Annotated in this window: 20 protein-coding genes; 11 read left to right on the forward strand and 9 right to left on the reverse strand. The window is 44.9% G+C overall.

Going from position 1 to position 21,816, the window contains the following annotated elements; translation table 11 throughout:
- Positions 1–26: 26 nt before the first annotated feature.
- Positions 27–665 (reverse strand): DUF2799 domain-containing protein, encoded by a 639-nt coding sequence (locus tag AABA75_RS19180; RefSeq protein ID WP_338294340.1) that lies wholly within the window; start codon positions 663–665, stop codon positions 27–29.
- A gap of 240 nt (positions 666–905) precedes the next feature.
- Between AABA75_RS19180 and AABA75_RS19185 the strand changes: the two genes are divergently transcribed.
- Positions 906–2,531, forward strand: coding sequence for an ATP-binding protein (locus AABA75_RS19185; protein ID WP_338294341.1), 1,626 nt, complete (start codon positions 906–908; stop codon positions 2,529–2,531).
- Positions 2,515–2,916, forward strand: a complete 402-nt coding sequence (locus tag AABA75_RS19190) for a response regulator (RefSeq protein ID WP_338294342.1) — start codon at positions 2,515–2,517, stop codon at positions 2,914–2,916. Before AABA75_RS19185 ends, AABA75_RS19190 begins: the two co-directional genes overlap by 17 nt.
- Positions 2,917–2,921: 5 nt before the next feature.
- Here AABA75_RS19190 and AABA75_RS19195 read toward each other — a convergent pair whose 3' ends face one another.
- Positions 2,922–4,070 (reverse strand): GGDEF domain-containing protein, encoded by a 1,149-nt coding sequence (locus AABA75_RS19195; protein WP_338294343.1) that lies wholly within the window; start codon positions 4,068–4,070, stop codon positions 2,922–2,924.
- A 160-nt stretch (positions 4,071–4,230) separates the two neighbouring features.
- Here AABA75_RS19195 and AABA75_RS19200 point away from each other — a divergent pair, with 160 nt between their 5' ends.
- From AABA75_RS19200 to AABA75_RS19215, 4 genes are all read left to right on the forward strand, one after another.
- Positions 4,231–5,100: a diguanylate cyclase gene (locus AABA75_RS19200; RefSeq protein WP_338294344.1), complete on the forward strand. Its 870-nt coding sequence runs from the start codon at positions 4,231–4,233 to the stop codon at positions 5,098–5,100.
- A gap of 130 nt (positions 5,101–5,230) precedes the next feature.
- A complete protein-coding gene (locus AABA75_RS19205) occupies positions 5,231–5,587 on the forward strand; it encodes an ArsR/SmtB family transcription factor (protein WP_338294345.1) in 357 nt (118 codons plus the stop codon).
- On the forward strand, positions 5,584–6,159 hold the full coding sequence (locus AABA75_RS19210; protein WP_338294346.1) for an SRPBCC domain-containing protein: 576 nt from the start codon (positions 5,584–5,586) through the stop codon (positions 6,157–6,159). Before AABA75_RS19205 ends, AABA75_RS19210 begins: the two co-directional genes overlap by 4 nt.
- Entirely contained in the window at positions 6,159–6,713 is a 555-nt protein-coding gene (locus AABA75_RS19215) for a DUF4287 domain-containing protein (protein ID WP_338294347.1), read from the forward strand. Before AABA75_RS19210 ends, AABA75_RS19215 begins: the two co-directional genes overlap by 1 nt.
- Before the next feature lie 68 nt (positions 6,714–6,781).
- Here AABA75_RS19215 and AABA75_RS19220 read toward each other — a convergent pair whose 3' ends face one another.
- Positions 6,782–9,085: a TonB-dependent receptor gene (locus AABA75_RS19220; protein WP_338294348.1), complete on the reverse strand. Its 2,304-nt coding sequence runs from the start codon at positions 9,083–9,085 to the stop codon at positions 6,782–6,784.
- A 254-nt stretch (positions 9,086–9,339) separates the two neighbouring features.
- Between AABA75_RS19220 and AABA75_RS19225 the strand changes: the two genes are divergently transcribed.
- The 3 genes from AABA75_RS19225 (at position 9,340) to AABA75_RS19235 (ending at position 13,405) form a co-directional block, all read left to right on the forward strand.
- Positions 9,340–10,845 carry a trehalase family glycosidase gene (locus AABA75_RS19225; protein WP_338294349.1) on the forward strand — a complete coding sequence of 502 codons (1,506 nt, stop codon included), beginning with the start codon at positions 9,340–9,342 and terminating at the stop codon, positions 10,843–10,845.
- A 187-nt stretch (positions 10,846–11,032) separates the two neighbouring features.
- Complete coding sequence (locus AABA75_RS19230) at positions 11,033–12,034, forward strand: LacI family DNA-binding transcriptional regulator (protein ID WP_338294350.1); 1,002 nt, start codon at positions 11,033–11,035, stop codon at positions 12,032–12,034.
- 117 nt (positions 12,035–12,151) lie between these two features.
- On the forward strand, positions 12,152–13,405 hold the full coding sequence (locus AABA75_RS19235) for an MFS transporter (RefSeq protein ID WP_338294351.1): 1,254 nt from the start codon (positions 12,152–12,154) through the stop codon (positions 13,403–13,405).
- A gap of 118 nt (positions 13,406–13,523) precedes the next feature.
- Here AABA75_RS19235 and AABA75_RS19240 read toward each other — a convergent pair whose 3' ends face one another.
- From AABA75_RS19240 to AABA75_RS19250, 3 genes are all read right to left on the reverse strand, one after another.
- Positions 13,524–16,103, reverse strand: a complete 2,580-nt coding sequence (locus AABA75_RS19240; protein WP_338294352.1) for a leucine-rich repeat domain-containing protein — start codon at positions 16,101–16,103, stop codon at positions 13,524–13,526.
- Positions 16,104–16,256: 153 nt separating this feature from the next.
- Entirely contained in the window at positions 16,257–17,501 is a 1,245-nt protein-coding gene (locus AABA75_RS19245) for an aspartyl protease family protein (protein ID WP_338294353.1), read from the reverse strand.
- Between the two features lie 89 nt (positions 17,502–17,590).
- A complete protein-coding gene (locus AABA75_RS19250; RefSeq protein ID WP_338294354.1) occupies positions 17,591–17,887 on the reverse strand; it encodes a hypothetical protein in 297 nt (98 codons plus the stop codon).
- Positions 17,888–18,079: 192 nt separating this feature from the next.
- Here AABA75_RS19250 and AABA75_RS19255 point away from each other — a divergent pair, with 192 nt between their 5' ends.
- A complete protein-coding gene (locus tag AABA75_RS19255) occupies positions 18,080–18,265 on the forward strand; it encodes a hypothetical protein (RefSeq protein ID WP_338294355.1) in 186 nt (61 codons plus the stop codon).
- Positions 18,266–18,479: 214 nt separating this feature from the next.
- Here the strand turns inward: AABA75_RS19255 and accC are convergent, their stop codons facing one another.
- Genes accC through aroQ form a run of 3 tightly spaced genes read right to left on the reverse strand, consistent with a single transcriptional unit; the run spans position 18,480 to position 20,771 of the window.
- The gene (accC, locus tag AABA75_RS19260; RefSeq protein ID WP_338294356.1) at positions 18,480–19,829 is read right to left on the reverse strand and encodes an acetyl-CoA carboxylase biotin carboxylase subunit; all 1,350 of its coding nucleotides are present in this window, start codon (positions 19,827–19,829) and stop codon (positions 18,480–18,482) included.
- Between the two features lie 11 nt (positions 19,830–19,840).
- Positions 19,841–20,293: an acetyl-CoA carboxylase biotin carboxyl carrier protein gene (accB, locus tag AABA75_RS19265; RefSeq protein ID WP_338294357.1), complete on the reverse strand. Its 453-nt coding sequence runs from the start codon at positions 20,291–20,293 to the stop codon at positions 19,841–19,843.
- 34 nt (positions 20,294–20,327) lie between these two features.
- Positions 20,328–20,771, reverse strand: coding sequence for a type II 3-dehydroquinate dehydratase (gene aroQ, locus AABA75_RS19270; RefSeq protein ID WP_338294358.1), 444 nt, complete (start codon positions 20,769–20,771; stop codon positions 20,328–20,330).
- A gap of 339 nt (positions 20,772–21,110) precedes the next feature.
- Between aroQ and upp the strand changes: the two genes are divergently transcribed.
- Positions 21,111–21,740, forward strand: a complete 630-nt coding sequence (gene upp / locus AABA75_RS19275; protein ID WP_338294359.1) for a uracil phosphoribosyltransferase — start codon at positions 21,111–21,113, stop codon at positions 21,738–21,740.
- Positions 21,741–21,816 lie beyond the last annotated feature (76 nt).

Here is a 21,816-nt window from a genome sequence, read left to right on the forward strand (position 1 = left end):
ATGCAGTCAGAAAGGAGCATCCCGGGCTATAGATCAGCAAGCGGATACTTGTTTTTCATAGTTTCATTAACATGATGAAAGTGTGCGGCTTGCTCATCTAGTATAGCGTGTAACTCTTCCTGGAGTCCCTCGACCTCGACATATTCAAACTGCAATTGCTTTATCTCGTCACGAATTTGGATACGCTGTTCTCTGGTTAAACCATCCGCGACCATTTCATCATTCTTTTGTTCGATTTCCTGGGCGATAGTGATTAATTGCTGTTGATTGTGGTTGATATCATTTTCAGCAGCATGCATGGCCTGTTCCGCTTGGTTTAGAGACTGACCATCTCGATAGGCTGCTAAAAATTCTGGCTCTAACTCAGCAGGACAGGACTGCTGATAATCTCGGTCCATTGCCCCCAAGCGAAAACCGTTGATTTCGGTGCAAAACAGCACAGAGCCATCATGGTGTCCCTCTCGATAGGCTTGCAAATCGGCAGTAATGCCGTGTTCGGCACAGTCTTTCCTGTACTGACTAATCACAGACTGATTTTTCCCTGAGCTGCCATCCTCAAATCCAATCGCTCGCCAATCAGCGGTTTGGCATTCCATTTGATTCATGGAAGCACATCCGTTTAGCAACAAAGCTGCGAATAACAGCCATTTTTTACAATCCATCATTATTTCGCTTTTACAAAAGAAAAGTGGTTACTTATTAAAATAGTAAACCCGAAGAGTCTGCGGAACAACCTTGGCATGGCTTGATTTAACACCTGAGTAAATCCCATTTTGGACGCATCAAAGAGTGACGTCATCGAACAATGACTGCATCGGCTCACACAAATCTGGTACGGGGGTTTAATAATTTAGCACTAACGGCTACCTTTTAGGTTATATCGCTAAGGAAACGGAGTCGCACTCATGTCTGACATGGTGCCCAAAGCCAGACTAGAGCGCGTTAAGTCGGCCAGAAAAGAGGCTGAGCGCCTGTTGGAAGAAAAATCCCTGGAGCTTTACAAAAAGAACCAGGAATTACAGGCCTTAAGCCAGCAGTTAGAAGAAAAGGTGCTGGCACGCACTGCTGAACTGGAAAAAGCCCGGGATGAAGCCCTTGCCGCCAGTAAACTAAAAAGTGCTTTTCTTGCCAACATGAGTCACGAAATACGCACACCGCTCACAGCCATCATCGGGTTTGCTGAAAACATTCAAGCGGGTATATTATCCCCCCTCGAAGCCGAAACCGGCATCAACAATATCATCGGCAATGGTCGTCATTTGTTAACAGTGCTCAATGAAGTGCTGGATATTTCTAAAATCGAATCGGGTGAACTAACCGTTTCCAACGCCCGATTTTCACTGCATCAAATGCTGGATGAAATTGACTCTATCTATAAGGGTTTTTGTAAAGATAAAGGATTGCATTTTGATATCCACCTTGATGATAACATCCCTTTAGAGATCGCCAGCGATGCAACGCGCTTAAGACAGGTATTGATGAACTTGTTAGGTAATGCTGTTAAGTTCACCGAGCAAGGACGCATCAGCTTAGATGTAAAATTCGATGGCGACCTAAAACAGCTAACTTTTATCGCCAGAGATACCGGCATCGGTATTGAACAGAGCAAGCTTGGTGAATTGTTTAAACCTTTTACTCAGGCAGATTCCAGTATTACCCGAAAATTTGGCGGTACTGGTTTAGGCTTGAGCATCTCCCGCAATTTGGCCAGATTGATGGGGGGTGATATCCGGGTTTCAAGTACACCAGATAGAGGCTCAGAATTCATACTCACTATCCTATGCGAGGCCTGTTTCTACGAAGCTGAGCTACCCGGTGATCTCAGCGACATGGACAACTGGAAACCATTACAAGGTAGTGTATTGATGGTGGAAGACAATGAGATGAATCAACTGTTGATCAGTCAGAATTTGAGCGCCATGGGCATTGAATATCACATTGAAGACAATGGCGAAGAGGGTTACCAGGCGGCTCTTGCTGGAGAATATGATCTGGTATTAATGGACATACAAATGCCAGTCATGGATGGCAAAGAGGCCATCAATATCCTGCGCGCTGTGGGCTACAATACCCCCGTGATCGCACTGACAGCCAATGTTATGGCAGAAGACATCACTGAATACAAACGGTTGGGGTTTAATACTTGGCTGGGTAAACCCATCGATCGCGACAAATTTTATCGCACCCTGGCGTATTACCTTCCGGTTAAGACGACTAGTACAAAGACTTCCGTTGCCGACCTGGAAGACTACGCGAGTTTACAGGAAAAATTTATCGCTAGCTTACCGACCTACGCGGCGGAACTTGAGCTGGCAGTCGAACAACAAAATGCACAAGCTGCAGAGAGAGTATTACATCAACTCAAAGGTCTCTGTGGTAACTTTACACTGGACCACCTGAATCAGCTGGTTACACTGATGTATGATGACATTCGCAAGCAAGGTTTTGCCACTATTATCGACAAAGCACCGCTGGCTATCGAGCTAATGCGCCATTATGGCAAGGAACAAAACAATGCAAAAAAACATTAATTTTTTGATTGTAGATGATGTGGATACCACAAGAGAGTTATTGCGTGGTTTAATCCAGAGTGTGCTCAATAACAATAACTTTAAGTTTCAAGTTAATGTGTTTCAGGCTGCCAATGCGGCGCAAACCAAACAGGCACTGGAAAAAAACAATATTCACCTGGCCTTTCTGGATATCGAATTACCTGACGGCAGTGGTCTGGAACTATTGCGCCTCATCAAATCCGATTACCCCGATTGCAAAGCGGTGATGGTCAGTGGTAACGCCTCCAAAGAGAATGTGTTAGCGTCAGTGGAAGTGGGCGTGCTCGGTTTTATCCTGAAACCCTTCAACTACTTGAGAGTAGAGGAAGCCATTAAAAACTTTGTGAAAAAATCCCTGACCTGAAGCTCTTATTGTTCTGCCGGTTTTGCGGTGTAAAGGTCCTTATCCGCCAAGGCTATAGTCTCATCCAGCGGTATCCCTTTAGTGACCCTGCAAGTGCCAAACGAAGCCCTGACAAAAATAGGAAAAGACAATCCCGGCACTGGTGAGCGCTCGCAGCGTCGACTAAACCGTTGCAGAAACTCCTGGCACTGAGTCAGCTCACAATCCCACATCAGGATCACAAACTCGTCACCACCTAAACGCCCTACTACATCTGATTTACGGCAACTGGTTTTTAACAAATGGCTAAACCAGGTTAGTGCGCGATCGCCAATGCTATGGCCGTGCTTATCGTTGATAGCTTTAAACTTATCCAGATCCACCATCACCAGTACCATGCCTTTGGTATCAATCCGCTCCGCCTTATCCAAGGCATCTTCGTAAGCCAGCTCAAAACCAAAGCGATTGTATAATCCGGTGAGGTAATCGTGACGTGATTTATCAGACAGTTCCTGAATGACATCAAGTAGCATGACACCGAGAAAACATACGCCTAATAGTACGTAGGCCAGTGGTGCAAGTCGCGTCAGTAACTCTGCCGCCTGTCCCGCACCATCAAACAAACTGTTGGAAGGGTTTGAGACAAACACCAAGGCAGTTAATAAATTGTAAGCCAGGTAGAGGCTAAACCCGAGAATCAACAAACGATCGCCGTAGCGGGTCTGTGGATAGCGCACTATAGCTGCAATGGTGAGCAGTGCCATCAAAGCACCGATACCATGAATAAGTATAATGCGCGATGCGTAATCACCGTCCACGAAAGTATAGCTGAACAGGCTAATTACCTGAATGGCCACCAGAGACAAAAACCAATGCCAGGCAAATCCCATGCGGTTGCGTTTCCATACGCCGTAAGGCCAAAGGAAAGTCGGTGCGCTATAGATAATATTATTGATGAAGGTTAACAGCGGGCCAGGAGTTTGTCCGTTAATGGCAAGAAGAGAAGCCTGTAACCAGGCACAGCCGAGTAATAAAAAGCCTGCCGCCCACCACAGTGCGGGCTGCTCATCAAAAATGCTATCAAACTTCTTGGCTGTCCGACTGACAAAAAACAGCAGTGATGCCATAAATAATGCCATCACTGTGGGAACCACAAATAATATTCCTTCTATCAAACTTACATTCCATTTTAAGCGAGTTACCTAAATTTAGCCTTTTCCCGACGATTCTGCAAAAACTAAAGAAGCTGATAAACTTGCTTTTTGCAATCGATTGCATTTTAATGGGCAATATACGAAATGGCGATTTTTCAAACAATATTTCATAGGTGATGATATGTCGTTAGGTCCACTTAATAAGTGTTTATTGTTGATGGTTTTAATTTTGCCACTAAGTCATCCGGGCTTAGCGCAATCAGTCAAATACACCATCACCGACAATCCTACGGAACAACTTATCGTGGATTTAATGAAACAGGGATTTGCCAATAGTGCGCTAAAAAATCAAATTCAATTTAATGCCAAAAGAGAATCAGTTAATGAAGCACGCAAGGTTCAGATGCTGACAGATAAGCAACTAGATATAATCTGGACCGGCACCACTGCCCGATATGAACAACAACTCTATCCCATTCGAATCCCGATACTGAAAGGCATGTTAGGCCATCGTATTTTTATTATTCGCGCTGGTGATCAAGTCCGCTTCAACAAGATTACGCAACTCTCTCAACTTAAAAATGTGCCCTTAGGGCAGGGAAAATTTTGGGGAGATACACAAGTACTCAAAAACGCTGATATGACAGTAGTGGACCCGGTAAAATACGAGAGTTTATTTCACATGTTAGAAGGTGGGCGCTTTGATTTTTTCCCAAGAGCGTTACACGAACCCTGGTCAGAAGTGGCATCTCGTCCTGAATTACAACTTCAGGTAGAGACGAAACACTTGCTCATTTATCCCTTTGCCCTTTATTTCTTTGTGCACAAGGATAATCAACGTCTGGGTGAGCAACTTCATACAGGCTTAATGAGGAGTGTTGCCGATGGCTCTTATGATGAACTGTTCTACAACCATCCTGTAATTGCCGAAACCCTGTCCCGCTCAGCTTTGGGTGCGCGCACCGTGCATCGCCTGAATAACCCCAACATGACTCCGGAAACTCCCACTCAAGACAAGAGACTGTGGCTAAATGTAATGACATCTGAGTAAAGAACGGTACTCCTATAGTTCGACAAGAATGTCAGAGTCAACATCGCTGTCCGACTCGAACATATAAAAACTTGATCTTTGCAAATAGGTAACCTATAAGTTACCTATTGATTATAAGTACAGGTTTCCCATGTCTCCCGAATCCATGGATGCGGTGTTTCAAGCACTGGCAAATGACAAACGCCGTAAGTTACTGGACTACGTAAAAGAACATCCCGGCTGTTTAGTTAAAGACGTTTGCAAAGAATTTGATGTCACTCGCATTGCGGTGATGAAACATCTGACAGTGCTGGAAAAGGCGAACCTACTGATCACCGACAAACGCGGTCGAGATAAACACCTGTTCATTAACGTTATCCCCATTCAAATGATTCACAGCCGCTGGACCTCTGAGTACAGTGCTTTGTGGGCAGGCAGAATGCTGGATATCAAATTTTTAGCCGAACAAAAGCAAGTCGAAAGCGAAGATAAGAGAAAGCAAAAATGACAGAATCGTCTTTAAAACCCACTAAAATGCGACAATCAATTCATAAGGTATTCATCAACGCCAGCATAGATAAAGTCTGGGCAGAAATCGTGAATACCGACAGTCCAAGACAGTTTTTCTTCAATGGCCAGTGCGATACGCCCGGACTCACACCCGGGGCTCCCATGGCAATGCGTTCACCGGATAGCAAATACACCAGCGTTGTGGGTGAAGTGACCGAATTTAATCCGCCCTATCGCTATGCTCATACCTTTAAATTCACCACCATGGAAGATGCGATTGGCAAAGTGATCTACGATCTGAAAGAAGTGGACGGTGGTACCGAATTTACCTTGATTTCAGAAAATCCCGATTTGGCAGAAGTCTCCAAGACCGAAAAAACCATGCAGGATGGCGGCAAGTTTATTTGTGAGAACCTCAAAGCCATTGTGGAAACTGGCAAACCGACTTTTTCAGGCCGTATGATTTTAAGCATCATCAAACTCACCACATGGATGACACCAAAAGTTGCCTTAACCGAAAACTGGAGCTTTGAGGCGATTAAAAAACTACATCAAGAGGAGAGAAACTAATGGCGACACCAGAACAGCAAGCGCAAACCATGCTCAACAACCTACCGGAAAAAACCGGAAAAACACTATCCCAATGGTTAGATTTAATCACCAAGGCAAAGTTGGACAAACACGGTAAAATCGTTAGCTTCTTGAAAACCGAGCATCAGGTAACCCATGGTTTTGCTAACTTGATAGCTCATGAATTCTTAAATCAGGACTGCGCAGAAGAGCCCGATTTGGTAACCCAGCAATACAGCAAAGGCAAAGAAGGATTGTTCCCCATCTATGAAAAGCTCATATTAGCTATCAAGGCGTTCGCTCCTGACATGGAAGTTTCCCCCAAAAAAGCCTACGTCAGTCTGCGCCGTAATAAACAATTTGCCCTGATTCAACCTTCCACCAAAACACGCATTGATGTGGGCATTAACCTAAAAGGTACTGCGCCTGACGAACGCCTGGAGGCGTCGGGAAGCTTTAATGCCATGGTAAGTCATCGCGTCAGAATTACTGACATTGAACAAATAGATACAGAGTTGTTGAATTGGTTAAAAGCGGCTTGGGAAGTGGCTTGAATTAAAAAAGCCCCAAGCTCTTGCGAGTTGGGGCAAAGTAACACACTTATACGGGAGACGGTTAAAGGTTAATAAAACTCGTAGCTAACACTAAAGGTAGCCGTTCTTGGCATGATAAAACGTCCGTTTGGCGCTGTGGGATTGCGCGGATCTCCTTCTGTTAAACCATCTTCATCAGTGATGTTTTGCATAGACAATTCAAACTTAAGACCTTCTTCGCTAAGCAATGCAAAGCCCACATCCAGCTGCTCGTACCCCTCCAATACAACGGTGTTTTCATTGTTGGAGTAGCGGTCGTCTACCATGATGACATTGGCATAAGCCGACGCCATAAAGTTACCAATTTCAAAGTCATAATTAGGAGTTACCCGCAACTGCCAGCCCGGTTGACGCTGCACTTCGTTGCCAATTAATTCTGGATTGGAATCACTTTCGGTAATCTCTGTATCCTGAATAGTGGCGTTTAAGGTTACCGATAAACCATCATCATTGAACCAGGCCGCATCCACTTCTACCCCCATCGCTTCAGTGATGAATCGCTGAGACGGCGCACTTGGGAACGGCGTTTGTGACGACTCACTTTCATTAAAGAAAGCCGTTGCGTATAAGTTGTAGTTATTACGTGCCAACTTATAGCCGAACTCATATTGGGTAACATCAAAGATCAAATCAGAGCCAGCTTCATAGGCGCCGTAGTTATCGCGAAAATCATCAAAGTAAGGCATTTTTGAGCCTTCACTGGCGCGCAAGAAAACACCGCTATTATTTTCAAACTGATAGTTTAAACCTGTGGTCCAGGAAGTATCAGATTCGTCGTATTGCACTACCTTAGTGATGACACCGTCGAGACCTTCATCTACTGAGTATTCAATTTCGTGATTTTCGAAGCGCAAACCAATATCCGCACTTAACTGGTCAGTAAATTGATAATCCACGGCACCATAAAACGCCGTGGTTTTGCCATCACCGGCACTGTTAATATCGTAATTCCAGCCACAAGAATCGGCGTTGTCGTTACAATCGATACCAGTCAGGTTTTCGCCGCCTTGTGCAATCACATGATAAGACTGGTTACCCAGCGACCACCAATCTTTGGCCGAGTAATCAGAAGCGTATAAGCCAATTGTGGCCTCAAAACTATCGCCGGCTTTGGTCAGGGCTAAATCATTGGTGAAAGATTCAATTTCCTTGCGCACCACCCAGCGACCAATCTGCTGTACTAAAGTTGAGCCATTGTATTCAGTACCGGTTACGGCACCGATGGCAGTACTGCCATTATCAGCCACTTCAGATAAAGCAACTGCGGAACCGTTGGGTACCAGACCCAAGGTATCTGCATCGCCTTTAGTAAAGGCAAAACGATCAACGAAAGTCCAGCCATTGCCCAGCTCTAAGTTAATTGAACCACCGGTAATGGAACCTTCCCAACCGCGACCTTCGCCAAAATCAAACGACTCAGAAGTGCCATCGGGACCATATTGAATGGTGGCCTGACGATTTAGCGTACCCAATTGGGTATACTCGTTATCAACGCCTTCTACCAGCGGTGTTGGCAAATACCAGGCACCGTGATCATCGGTAACACGGGTGAAGAAATTCAACTTACCGTTGTCCAGTTCCTTTGTGAGGTTAATGGTAAACTGCTGGCCTTTTTCAGAATTAAAGCCCGCATCACGAATACCGGGACTCTGCTGAACGTAACCACCAATCATGTAGTAAAAATCTTCAGCAAGCTCCCCACTCAAGACACCGTCAAGGCGTTGCAGGTCATAGCTGGACGTGGTGTATTTTAGTAAGCCTTCAGTAGTCGGACCACCTTCTTTTAGTAGAAAGTTAGTGGTTAACCCCGGCTGACCGTTCGATACCACAGAGTTAGGGCCACCACGCAAACCATCCATAAAGGAAATGGTTTCATCAACGCGGAATAGCGTGGAGTTTTCTAAAAAAGATAACGTAGGTGGTTGGAAAACAGGTACGCCTTGCAATTGTAAGGTCAGAAATGGCGCATCGCCCGTGCTCGGAAATCCGCGCACGAACACGTTAGCACCAGAAACACCACCGGAACTCTCCGCCCAAACACCAGGAATAGCTTTAAACACGTCTGCCGTCGACTTAGGCACTAACTTCTTAATGTCTTCGGCGCTGAGTGAAGTGGTGGCAAAACTAGTATCTACTTTTCTCACTGCCTTACCGCTGGCAGTACCTGTTACGATAATTTGTTCATAAAGGTCTTGTTTTTTAGCCCCCTCATCTGGGGACTGTGCTTCTGACTCTTGTGCAAATGCACCGGCGCTCAACGCTAAAGAGACAGCCATAGCCAGACTGGTCTGCTTTAAAGTTAAACGATTGGCTTGTGTTTGTGTGTTGCTCATTGTGTGTTTCCTCTGCTACCAGATGTTACTTAATTGTTAATCTAGGATCTATTGCAATCGATTGCAAGAACTTTTTGCAAACGATTGCATTTTGCTTTTTTCGGAGTACACTGAATTGCTGTAGATAAGATTTACCAAGGGGGAAAGGCGTACAGAGCATATTCAGGTTAAGGAAGTCATTACCTGTCAATGTCTGAACACGCACTTAGAATGTTATGGAAATGTTAGATAAATCAAAGACATCGAAGCTATTTTTGAAAAGCAAACTGTTCATTGCCGTGCAATCAGCAGCCTTGTTTTCAGACAGTAAAACCTTTGCTGATGCTATCCCCAATAAACCTTTCTCTGAAATTGAAGAACATTGGAAAAAAGAATCTCATTTGCCTGAATTTGATCTCGGAAAGTTTGTACATAGCCATTTTATTTTGCCTGAGCAAAAAGAAGTGAAAGCTTCAGATGCTGTGCAGCGAGATATGTTGCAATACATCAGTAGTATGTGGACTCATCTACTGCGCAAGCCCGATGCTATAAGTGGCAACAGCCTTATTGAATTGCCCCGCCCATATATCGTGCCGGGCGGTCGCTTTCAGGAAATTTACTACTGGGATACTTACTTTACGGCATTGGGGCTATGTGAAGATGGCCATTATCAATTAGTGCTGGATATGTTTAGCAACTTCCAGTACCTGATTGAGAACAACGGTTGTATTCCTAATGGCAATCGAGACTACTACCGTGGCCGGACTCAGCCCCCTATATTGGCATTACTACTGGAATTGCTGCTCAACCATAAAGACAAACTGCCACGGCTCAACGAGTCTGATTTCCTGGAAAGTGCCGTTGCCAGTCTTGAACAAGAGTATCAGTACTGGATGCGTGGCTCAGCGCATCTGAGCCACGATAACAACAAACAAATTCGCTGTCTTTTAATGTCGGATGGCACAGTGCTAAATCGTTATTTTGATGACCATGAGGGTCCCAGACCTGAGTCCTGGCGGGAAGATTCAGAGCTGGCTAGCGAATTACCGGAACCACGCAGAGCGGATTTTTTCAAAGATGTACGTGCGGCCTGCGAATCCGGTTGGGATTTTAGCTCTCGCTGGTTAGCAGAGCCACATAACCTCAGCTCTATTCGCACCACGGACATTGTGCCAGTGGATTTAAACTGTTTGCTCTGGAAACTGGAAACATCCCTTGCCCATTATCATGAAGTTTTGAGCAACCCGGAACGCGCTGCACAGTTGAAGCAAGCGGCACAGCAACGAGCCAACGCCATACAACATTGGTGTTGGCATCAAGAATCGGGTTTTTATATGGATGTGATCTTTAGCAAAGAAACAACCTCAGAAATCTACTCACTAGCGGGTGTTTTGCCCTTGGTGATGGGGCTGGCAAGCGCTCAACAGGCACAACAAGTGAGCGAAAAACTCGCTTCTGACTTTTTAAAACCCGGCGGTCTTGTTACCACGCTCACCGAAACAGAGCAGCAATGGGACAGCCCTAACGGCTGGGCCCCCTTGCAGTGGTTTGCTGTGTGTGGGCTGGAAAACTACGGCTACCAGGGACTGGCCATGCAAGTGATGGAACGCTGGCTAGATAATGTCAAAGCCTGCCTCAAAACCCATGGTTGTATGTTAGAGAAGTACAACGTAGTCACCCCCGGCCTGATAGCTGGCGGCGGTGAATATCAGGTACAAACAGGCTTTGGCTGGAGCAATGGCGTATCCAGAGCCTTCTATAAAAAGCTGATGCTGGAATAATCCCGGTTGGTTTTTTATCGGATTATTGATACAACTAGTTTTCGCATTAAGTTTCAGCATCACTGACATTAGAGCGTGTTGACCTACAAGGACGTAGCAAATAGATTGCACACAGACTGCTGCAAAATCGTACCGAAAAGATCAACACGCTCTGGTAAATTTGTGATCTCGTCAGGCCTAAGGATTAATGACAAAAAAAGCCAGTACCCTCACCGATGTCGCCCGTATTGCGGGCGTTTCCGAATCTACCGTATCCCGCGCTCTGAATGACAGTAATCTGGTGAGCGAAAAAACTCGCAAGCGCATTAAACAAATTGCGCAAGAAATGGGATTTAAAATTAATACTCTGGCGCGTAATCTGCGCACCCAAAAGTCTTACACCATTGCAGTGGTGTTAGTGGTGAGTTCTGAAGAAGATCAATCCGCCAGCGATCCCTTTTTACTCAGTCTGGTGGGCGTTATCGCCGATGAACTAAGTAAACGCAATTACGATTTATTGTTGTCATCTCATCCGGGGGAAGCCTTGGAAAATGTCCCTGAACTGGTAAATCAAAAGAAGGCCGACGGCGTTATTCTATTTGGTCAGGGGGATGATATTGAGCATTTCACCGAAGTCGTCAAACCCGAACTACCAGCCATTGTATGGGGTCAGGTTGCGCCGGGCTCTGGCTATGTCACAGTAGGCACAGATAACTACAAAGGTGGTATGTTAGCCACACAGCACTTATTGGAAACAGGTAGAAAAAGCATCTGTTTCGCTGGTCACTTGTCTTACGAAACTGAGCAGCGTTATTTTGGTTATCAGCAGGCACTTAAAGACGCTGGCAAGCAGTATCGACATCACCTGGACGTGCGCTTTAACTTTTCCGACGCCTACAAGACCACCAAAGCACTGCTGGAAGAGGGACAATTTCACTATGATGCGATTGTTGCCGCCAGTGACACTATCGCTTTGGGTATGATTAAGGCCCTCACCGAGGCCGGAAAGATAATCCCTGACGATGTCGCCTTTGTGGGTTATGACGATATATCGGTCTCGGCTTACACCACACCTGCACTCAGCACCATTCGGCAGGATACCCGTAAAGGCGGCGAAAAACTGGTGGAGCTGTTATTCGACAGATTAGCTGGCAAACCCGGTAAATCCCATATATTAGACACCCAACTTATCCAACGCAGTAGCAGTTGATAATTTGCGACGGTTAAAACCTCCCGGTTCTAACCATTAACATAAAAACAACAATTGCAATCGATTGCATTTTTTAACACCTCATGCCATTATTAGCTCAATAATGGAGGAAATGTCATGCCAAGCACTGTCAATCGCGAATCAAAAACCCTGGTGTTTATCAGTTTGATTTGCACCTATGTCGTATTCGCAATTTTACTTAACAGTGTCGGCACTGTGATCCTGCAATCCATTGAAAGCTTTGGTATCTCTAAAACTCAAGCGAGTACCCTGGAGGGTTTTAAAGACTTACCCATTGCGATTGTCTCTTTTTTACTGGCTTCCTGGCTGCCTCGTTTTGGCTTTAAGAGAGCCATCATTATCGGGCTTACCATCGTTACCATCAGCTCAGCACTCATGCCCATTGTCGGCGGGTTCGCCATGACCAAATTACTGTTTTTATCGGTCGGTGTCAGTTTCGCTCTGGTGAAGGTATCGGTGTATTCCACCATTGGATTGATTGCCGACACCGCCAAACAGCACGCCTCTAAAATGAACTTACTGGAAGGCTGTTTTATGGTGGGTGTGTTATCTGGGTATTGGATATTCAGCTTTTTTATTAACCCAGAAAACCCGGCATCAACCGAATGGCTCAATGTTTATTGGTTAGTGGTGATCCTGTGCGGTATCGCACTGTTTTCCGCTTTCGCAGCTGATTTTCCAGAACCTGAAATTGCCCCGGCAGAATCCAGCTTTGACAGTTTCAAAGCCATGTTATCTCTGGTGTGGTTACCGTTTGTGGTGATGTTTGTTTGTTGCGCTTTCTTCTACGTTTTGATAGAGCAAGGCTTAGGCACCTGGCTGCCTACCTTCAACAAAGACGTATTGGGTTTGAGCAACAATATCAGCGTCCAGATCACCAGTATTTTTGCCGCATCATTAGCTGTGGGAAGACTATCGGCAGGTGTTATATTAAGCAAAGTAGATTGGTTTGTTTTTTTAGTGGTATGCGTCGTTGCTATGGCCCTGCTACTGCTTTTAACTATCCCGTTAACGCAACAAGCAGCGCCAACACAGCCCATCAGTAGCTGGAGTGCCATTCCTTTTGCCGCCTGGATATTGCCACTGATCGGGTTATTTATGGCCCCTATCTACCCCGCCATTAATTCCGTGGTGCTCAGTGCCTTGCCCAAAGCACAGCACGCCAGCATGACTGGCCTCATCGTTATATTCTCGGCCTTGGGGGGTACTTTCGGCAGCTTGGTAACCGGTACCGTGTTTGACAAGTTTGATGGTCAAACCGCGTTTTATACTATGCTGGTACCCATGGCGATATTGTTGATAAGTCTGGTTCTATACCGCAGAGCTATTCCAGCCCTAGCCAGAGGATAGTGCGATCGCTAAACAAACAATGGCCTTGCTCGCTTTTAACGTTGCAGCAAGGCCTGAGAACATAGTGTAAGTAGCGAGTTCAATGTTAGTGTTCAGAGAGCTCGCATTTGAGCGAATGTCATCTACCGGACACACACAACTGTGGCTGCGTAAACTCTTCAAAAGATATCAAGTCAGCTAATGATTGCAGATCAGAACATGAGATTAAATCATTACCAGATAGGTCTAAAGTGAGAACCTGTGGCATTTCGAATAACATTGAAATATCAATAATCTCATTATCTGCGAGGTATAGCCGAGTTAAACTTCCCAATCCTCCTAGTGGTGACAGCTCTGAAACCTGATTGCCGTTTAAATTAACCCTTCTCACCTTAGTTAAGTCCGAAAGCGCGGTAATATCTAGCACCTGATTATTTTCAAGATCAAGTATCCTTAACTCTTTGAGATTACTCAGGTACGACACATCTGTTATTTGATTACCCGCAAGATAGAGATAAAGCAATGATGGTGCGCTGGATAGGGATATCTTGCTGATATCAGTAATTTGGTTATTACTTAAATTCAAACGATAGTTATATATGAGATTTTCCAGTGGTGATAAATCACTGATATTGTTATCACTTACATCGAGGCTGAGTATCTGCTCAAATTGACTGAGAAAGTTGATATCTGTCAGCTGCAGTCCACGCAAAGACAAGCCATCCCAACGATGCTCGCTGCCAAACTCGGCCACAGGAGATAGATCCAAAACAGGGCTATTATCCAGATATAAGTGACCTAAAGATTTAATCTCTGGCATTACACTGATATCACTAATCTGATTATCAATCAGGTTTAGTAAATACAAGCTTTGTAATCCCTTCAAAGGACTGATATCAGTAATATTATTGCCTTGTAAATTAAGCTGCCACAACGAACTAAGACTACTTAACATAGCAATATCCGACAATTGATTATTGCGTAAGTATAACTCTCGTAGTTGTGTCAACTCTTCAATAGGGCTGTAGTCTTCAAAGTTATTTGAATTTAAGTTTAAGCTATGCAAATTAGTTAAATTGACCAGTGCAGAAATGTCAGTGGCTGAAATCTCAACCAATGACAATTCATTCAGGTTAACCAGCCCTGACAGGTAGCTTAAGTCAGTAATAGGATTATGGCTAAGATGTAAGTTTTCTAGTTGCAGCATTGCTGCAAGGGGGCTGATATCAGCGATACTGTTCGACCACAAGTCTAACTTAAGTAGTGCTGTAAGGTGTTCTATACCTGAAATATCAGTTATGTTTTCTTCCCTACATTCAAGCTCGGTAATTTCTGCCACTAATACAGCTTCAGTATTCACAATACACTGCTGCAAAGCGCTATCGTTCATCTGAAGATTAGCCACAAGCACAGCAGTAGAGCTGTTGTCATTAGGATCACTCCCGCCTTCTATTTCCAGGGGATCGTCAACCCCGTCACCATCTGAGTCAATCTCAGTCGGATTCGTCTGATAGACATTGACTTCAGTACCATCAGAGAGTCCATCACCATCTGTGTCCAAGGCCGTAAAGTCCGTACCCAAGCGATATTCTTCAAAATTACTCAAACCATCCCTATCAAGATCAGCATTGAACCATAATACGCCAGGAGATTGTGCTAATGGGATGTCGTGCTCATTGCGACTGAACACCATTCTGGAAATACCATCCGCATTGCCATGAAACGGGTCAATACCAGAAGAGTTCAGGATAAACCATTGATTTCGATTAGGATTTTCTGATAACCGCCGTACTGCCAGGTCTGTTTTTCCATCGCCATCGTAGTCTGCAGGAACAGGGATATCTGCCGAGTTTTTGCCAAACTGGTAGCGGCTAATACCATCATCATTGCCGGTTAAGGTGTCAATCCCAGAGGAATTTCTAATATACCAAAAATAGCTGTGAGGTCGGCGCACAGCAATATCTGCCTTGCCATCACCATCATAATCTGCTGGCACGGGAATATCCGTAGATGAGCGGCCAAATCGCAGTCGCGTAATACCGTCAGTGTGGCCGCTTACGCTATCTATTTCCGAGGAGTTTTGAATATACCAGTAGTGACTACGGGCTCTTCTTACCGCTATATCTGCTTTTCCATCACCATCGTAGTCTGCAGGCACCGGTATATCAGAGGATTCTCTACCAAAAATCTGACGAGTTATACCGTCAGGGTAATGAGTCAAGCCATCAATACCTGATGAATTTCGTATGTACCAATACTGAGTTTCAGGTCTGCGCACCGCGATATCAGTAATACCATCACCATCATAATCGGCTGGCACAGGGATATCATTGAAGCTTCGCCCAAAGACATAGCGGGTGATCCCATCGGCATTACCATCAATTGGATCTACACCTGATGAATTCACTATATACCAGGTGTAATTAGAAGCTCTTCTAAGACCAAGATCAGCGATGCCATCACCATCAAAATCTCCTGAAAAAGGAATATCGGTGCTTTCTCCAAATGGAATAATCGAGTTTCTCGATTGCCCAGACAGTTTCAAAAAAAACTCACCGCTTTGCGCTCTTCTGGTAGTTAAATCCGCTTTGCCGTCACCATCAAAATCGAGCTCAGTACCCGCGGCCTTTACCCCACTACTGAGCGCCAAAAATAAGCACAGTTTCAAGGTTAGCTTTAAATTAACCTTCTTCCGGTTTGATAAAAATTCTAATAACACTATTTATTCCTTTATCCATGTTGAAAACTGCAACTCATCCATCGGATAGACGATAAGCTACTTGCAATAACTAAATCCAAGACGAATACCTTAAGCAATTCATTCCGCACATGGAAGCACAAACAGTGAATATTTTTACTCTTTTACATTTTTCTATGGTTTCGAATAGCCCTGTATATGCTCAGACTTCACTGAGATACATTGGTTATTCTCTCGCGAGCGGCAAATCTCGATTTCACCGGGTTTAGCTGCCATCGTCAGCCATTCCAATAAACTAATGTTTTTGGCAGGCTGGCCATTAATTTCATAGATCAGATCCCCCTCAGCGAAGTCTAGCCCGGCAGCCGCCATGTCCGGCATGACGTAGCGCAACACAAATCGACCATCGAGAATTTTACGTAGTTCCAGTCCTGTCAGATTGTATTTGGTGTGGAACGGCTCTCGTTCATTAGGCAGCAAATACAAAATATTACTGTGATAGTCGATCACGCTTACTTGCTGATTGAGAAGAGCATTGCCAATTACCCAATTTTCATCCTCGTCATCATCAGGCCCGATGAGGTTTATTTTTACGTTTGAGAATAATTGAGTGCCGATTTTCAACCCCGGAATAGTCGTGCGTTGATGCTCGGTTTTGCCGCTCAACCCAAAATCCGCAGCGGTGATGGTAGTTCCCGGTAGTGTTATCCTGTTATTGACATAAGCAGCGCTTACCTTGGCGTAATGACGACTGCCAGTGTCGATTAAAAAGTCTTGCTTAACTTTTTGGTCGTTGCCAAAGTCCACTTCTACCGGAATGGAGATCTTGCTAAAGAACACCTCAAAAGGAATGGCATTTTCATCGCCTTCAGGCTTGTAAGGTAGAGAGCTTATCATCACTTGATTTGCTTCCCTATCAAACAGCCAACTGAAATGACGTAGAATATCGTGCCCAATTACGCCATCGAAGGTGGCCTGATCCGGACGGGCAAAATAAAGGGTTTTTGAAGCCTGTAAAAAGGCCATATTCACATTGTCAAAACGCACACCTGACAGCGATAGCGAATCAACTTTAGTTTGGTAAAGCGTGCTATCTTCTTCGTCGCCCCAACCGCTCATGGACAGAGAGTAACCTTTATTCAAATTGAGCCTCTTGGTCTTTTCGTTTTCTATCACATAAGACATGGAAGCACCGGTATCAATAAGAAAACGAAAACCAGCAATACCGTTTACTGATACCTCTACATAAGGCTTTTCAGCGTCTTCATAAAACGCTTTTAACACGGCTTGAGTATTCTGCTCTGGCCACACAGGCATTAAATCATCGTTGGCGTACCGCATCTTGATCACATTCACCAGATTACATCCAGTGAGTGACACCAACAGAACAACAATGAAAAGGACTTTAGTTAGTTTCACAGGCAGCATCTCTTTGATAATTAAATCACCAAAGAGTGACGCTAATAGCGTGAAAAGAATGTGAAATGATGTTGCAGAGGATTTACTTGCTATGACTGAACTGAGTTAATGCCTAAACATACCAAGTGTAGGCCTTTGGTGGTGCGTTCTACATGTTCAGCCATTGCGGCTGAAGAACAACTGCCTTTGCCCAATAACCAGTCAATGACGACGACTAATTGCGCTTCGGCAATTGGATGAGTCAGCAGGTTTGTTGTCAAAGACGAGGTCACCTGTTTTTTCAAGCGTTGTTTCAGCTTTTTTCGATACGCTCGACGAGTGCTTACACTACCACCAGTTAACAGCCACGCCAAGCTGCATAACAACAATAGCTTGATTAGTTTCACCGCCCTCTGGTGATATCCAATTCGTCAAACTCTCAATTGCACCATTTAATTGATTTAGCTCGCTTTATGTTATGTTTCAGAAGATAGGGCAAAGCATCCGATGTTTTCAACAATATCACCACTTTGCGATATGTATATACATTTGCTATCTTAATAATATCGCTTTGCTATCCATTATTGATTTATCTGGTCATGAAAAGATCAAAGAAAAAGAATAGCCAGTTAATAATCCGCATCAATGATGAGGACCGGAGGACATTTGTCGAACTCTGTGATGAGCTTGATACAAGTGCTGCGCGTGAAGTAAGACGATTCATCAAAGGCTTTGTCGCCAAATATGAGCAAGAGCAAAACGAAAATAGCAAGAAACTGGAGTAAATCGAATGGCGAAATCTACCGCTAAAGATCTAAAAAAAGAAATCAAAGTACGCGAAGCGAAAATTGCTAAGCATGAAAACAAAGTCAAAAAGCTGAAAAAGAAGCTGAAAAAAGCGAAATAAAGGCGGATTCGCGTCATATCAGACGCGTTGCTGGAAATAAAAAACGGGCCATCTGGCCCGTTTTAGTTTTCGATACTATCTTACAGCTGGTCTTAGTGACCACCAATGCCCAGTTTCTTTTCCAGGTAATGGATATTGGTACCGCCAGTACCAAAGCTTTCATCCGCCATGATTTTCTTCTGCAGTGGAATATTGGTTTTAATACCTTCCACCACCAACTCATCAAGAGCGTGACGCATTCTGGCGATAGCCACATCACGGCTTTCACCGTAAGTAATCAGCTTACCAATCATGGAGTCATAATTAGGTGGTACGGCATAACCTGCGTAGATGTGAGAATCCCAACGCACACCTAAGCCACCCGGTGAATGGAACATATCAATCGGGCCTGGGGATGGGATAAAGGTATCGGGATCTTCGGCATTGATACGACATTCAATGGCATGACCTTTAATATTGATTTGCGATTGATCAATTGACAGTGGCAAACCACCGGCTACACGTAACTGTTGTTTGATCAAGTCAACGCCCGTAATCATTTCAGAAACCGGGTGCTCTACCTGAATACGTGTGTTCATTTCGATGAAGTAGAACTCACCGTTTTCATATAAGAACTCGAACGTTCCCGCACCGCGATAACCAATTTCGACACATGCTTTGCAGCAACGCTCACCGATTTTGGCACGCATTTCTGGTGTAATACCCGGAGCTGGCGCTTCTTCAACAACCTTCTGGTGACGACGCTGCATGGAGCAGTCGCGCTCACCCAAGTGAATAGCATTGCCTTGGCCGTCGGCTAATACCTGAATTTCAACGTGACGTGGGTTTTCCAGGAACTTTTCCATGTAAACCACATCGTTATTGAATGCAGCTTTGGCTTCCGCTTTCGTTGTAGCAATCGCATTGATGAGTTCAGCTTCAGAGCGCACCACGCGCATACCACGACCACCACCGCCACCAGCGGCTTTTACGATGATAGGATAACCAATGCGTCGAGCGTGGGCTTTGTTAGCATCCTGATCGTCTGTTAGTGGACCATCAGAACCCGGAACACAAGGCACCCCGGCTTTTTTCATGGCGTTAATGGCAGAAACTTTATCACCCATCAAACGAATGGTGTCGCCTTTGGGGCCAATGAAAATAAAACCACTTTGCTCAACCTGGTCGGCAAAATCAGCGTTTTCCGCCAAAAAGCCATAACCTGGATGAATGGCAATAGAATTAGTCACTTCAGCAGCTGCAATAATAGCGGGAATGTTCAGGTAACTTTCCTGCGCAGCGGCTTTACCGATGCAGATAGACTCATCGGCCAGCAACACGTGCTTCAGATTTCGGTCAACCGTGGAGTGTACCGCTACCGTTTTGATGCCCAGCTCTTTACAAGCTCGCAGCACCCTCAGTGCGATCTCACCGCGGTTGGCGATTAGAACTTTATCTAACATGAGTCTACCTCTTATTCGATGATAAACAGAGGCTGATCAAATTCTACAGGCTCTTCGTTATCCACCAGGATTTCTTTGATGACACCAGACTTGTCTGCTTCAATCTGGTTCATCATTTTCATTGCTTCAACGATACACAGAGTGTCACCTACAGACACACTCTGGCCTACTTCAACAAATGCCGGCGTGCCCGGTGAAGAGGAACGGTAGAAAGTGCCCACCATAGGTGAACGCACAGTGTGACCCGATGGTGCGGCAGGAGCCGCTGGCGCGCTGGCCGCCGGAGCCGCAGGAGCTGCTACCGGAGCCGGAGCCATAGGTTGAGCCATTGGAGCCGCCATATATGCACCGCCAGTGTGACCGCGGTTGATGCGCACTGATTCTTCACCTTCGGTAATTTCTAACTCAGCGATACCGGACTCTTCTACCAGCTCAATCAGTTTTTTAACTTTACGTATATCCATTGTTGACTCTCTATGTAATCAATTTAATTGTTCGTTATGAATGTGGCCCATTGCCATGTTGCAATGCAGCTTGTAGGGCAAAGTGATAGCCTTGCTCGCCCAAACCACAGATCACGCCCTGTGCGACATCAGCAAGATAAGAATGATGACGAAAAGGCTCTCTGGCATGGACGTTAGAAAGGTGAACTTCGATAAAGGGCACAGACACACTTAACAGCGCATCACGCAATGCCACACTGGTATGGGTAAAGGCACCGGGGTTGATAATGATAAAATCGGTGTTACCAAATCCGGCATGAATTTTATCAATGAGTTCATGCTCGGCATTGGACTGCAAATGCTCCAGCCGGGCACCATTGGCAGTAGCACTTTCTTTAAGTGCTTGTACTATATCCTGCAGCGTGCGATGGCCATATACCTCGGGCTCACGTTTTCCTAACATGTTAAGGTTGGGGCCGTTAAGCAATAATATATTCAATGTGTTCTGTTCTTTCTTATCGAAGTTAATACTGTTTATGCAGGGTTAAAATCGGTAAACGTCGGCGAAAACCCTACAAAAGTAAACATAGCTATATCAAGCTAAGAGACCCATGTCAAAACTGCTCAATATTACAGCAAACAGTATCAATTAATTCGTTAATTTGGTTCATTATAGGCAAAAATGCAGAAAAGGCAGCATTTTACTGGTCTAATCTGCGAAGATTAGTGCAGTTTCAAACCAAGTCGTTTCTTTTTGAAGACATTTTCATGACATTTAAATGGAACTGAATCCGGTTTACAGTACACTTATAAAAAATAGCATTCAGGAATCACCACCATGCCCGTTCATTACATTAGACATCCACTTATTGAGCACAAAATCGGATTAATGCGTACCAAGGACATCAGTACCAAAAACTTTCGGGAACTGGCTGGTGAGATTGGTGGCCTGCTGACCTATGAAGCCACACGCCATTTACCCACCGAAAAAGCCGAGATCATGGGCTGGAACGACGAAACGCTGGAAGTACAACAAATCCACGGTAAGAAGATCACTTTGGTGCCGATTCTGAGAGCCGGTCTGGGAATGCTTGATGGGGTTATGAATCTGGTACCCACTGCAAAAATCAGTGTAGTGGGCTTTTACCGCGATGAAGAAACTCTGCAGCCCGTACCTTACTTCGACAAAGTCATCGAAGATGTTGAGCAGCGCCATGCCCTGATCCTGGATCCGATGCTCGCCACTGGCGGTACTATGAACGCCACTATCGATCTGCTCAAGAGTAAAGGCTGTACTTCAATCTCTTGCTTGGTACTACTCGCAGCGCCAGAAGGCATCCACAACGTTCGACAGTTCCACGATGATGTGGATATTTACACTGCAGCAATAGACGAACGTCTGAATGAAAACGGCTATATACTACCGGGCCTGGGAGATGCCGGTGATAAAATCTTCGGCACTAAATAGGTTAACTTAGTATAATCATCGACTTCGTTTAAATTTCAAAGCCCCAAGAGCTTTAGGGGCTTTGTATAGTCAATTC

The organism is Planctobacterium marinum (genome assembly GCF_036322805.1).
Classification (GTDB): domain Bacteria; phylum Pseudomonadota; class Gammaproteobacteria; order Enterobacterales; family Alteromonadaceae; genus Planctobacterium; species Planctobacterium marinum_A.

What these genes read in the sequence shown, in the direction of transcription:
- accC (WP_338294356.1), bottom strand. Translation starts at nt 19,829, where the DNA reads ATGTTAGATAAAGTTCTAATCGCCAACCGCGGTGAGATCGCACTGAGG.
- AABA75_RS19190 (WP_338294342.1), top strand. Translation starts at nt 2,515, where the DNA reads ATGCAAAAAAACATTAATTTTTTGATTGTAGATGATGTGGATACCACA.
- AABA75_RS19220 (WP_338294348.1), bottom strand. Translation starts at nt 9,085, where the DNA reads ATGAGCAACACACAAACACAAGCCAATCGTTTAACTTTAAAGCAGACC.
- AABA75_RS19180 (WP_338294340.1), bottom strand. Translation starts at nt 665, where the DNA reads ATGATGGATTGTAAAAAATGGCTGTTATTCGCAGCTTTGTTGCTAAAC.
- AABA75_RS19185 (WP_338294341.1), top strand. Translation starts at nt 906, where the DNA reads ATGTCTGACATGGTGCCCAAAGCCAGACTAGAGCGCGTTAAGTCGGCC.
- AABA75_RS19215 (WP_338294347.1), top strand. Translation starts at nt 6,159, where the DNA reads ATGGCGACACCAGAACAGCAAGCGCAAACCATGCTCAACAACCTACCG.
- AABA75_RS19230 (WP_338294350.1), top strand. Translation starts at nt 11,033, where the DNA reads ATGACAAAAAAAGCCAGTACCCTCACCGATGTCGCCCGTATTGCGGGC.
- accB (WP_338294357.1), bottom strand. Translation starts at nt 20,293, where the DNA reads ATGGATATACGTAAAGTTAAAAAACTGATTGAGCTGGTAGAAGAGTCC.
- AABA75_RS19210 (WP_338294346.1), top strand. Translation starts at nt 5,584, where the DNA reads ATGACAGAATCGTCTTTAAAACCCACTAAAATGCGACAATCAATTCAT.
- AABA75_RS19200 (WP_338294344.1), top strand. Translation starts at nt 4,231, where the DNA reads ATGTCGTTAGGTCCACTTAATAAGTGTTTATTGTTGATGGTTTTAATT.
- upp (WP_338294359.1), top strand. Translation starts at nt 21,111, where the DNA reads ATGCCCGTTCATTACATTAGACATCCACTTATTGAGCACAAAATCGGA.
- AABA75_RS19255 (WP_338294355.1), top strand. Translation starts at nt 18,080, where the DNA reads ATGAAAAGATCAAAGAAAAAGAATAGCCAGTTAATAATCCGCATCAAT.
- AABA75_RS19205 (WP_338294345.1), top strand. Translation starts at nt 5,231, where the DNA reads ATGTCTCCCGAATCCATGGATGCGGTGTTTCAAGCACTGGCAAATGAC.
- AABA75_RS19235 (WP_338294351.1), top strand. Translation starts at nt 12,152, where the DNA reads ATGCCAAGCACTGTCAATCGCGAATCAAAAACCCTGGTGTTTATCAGT.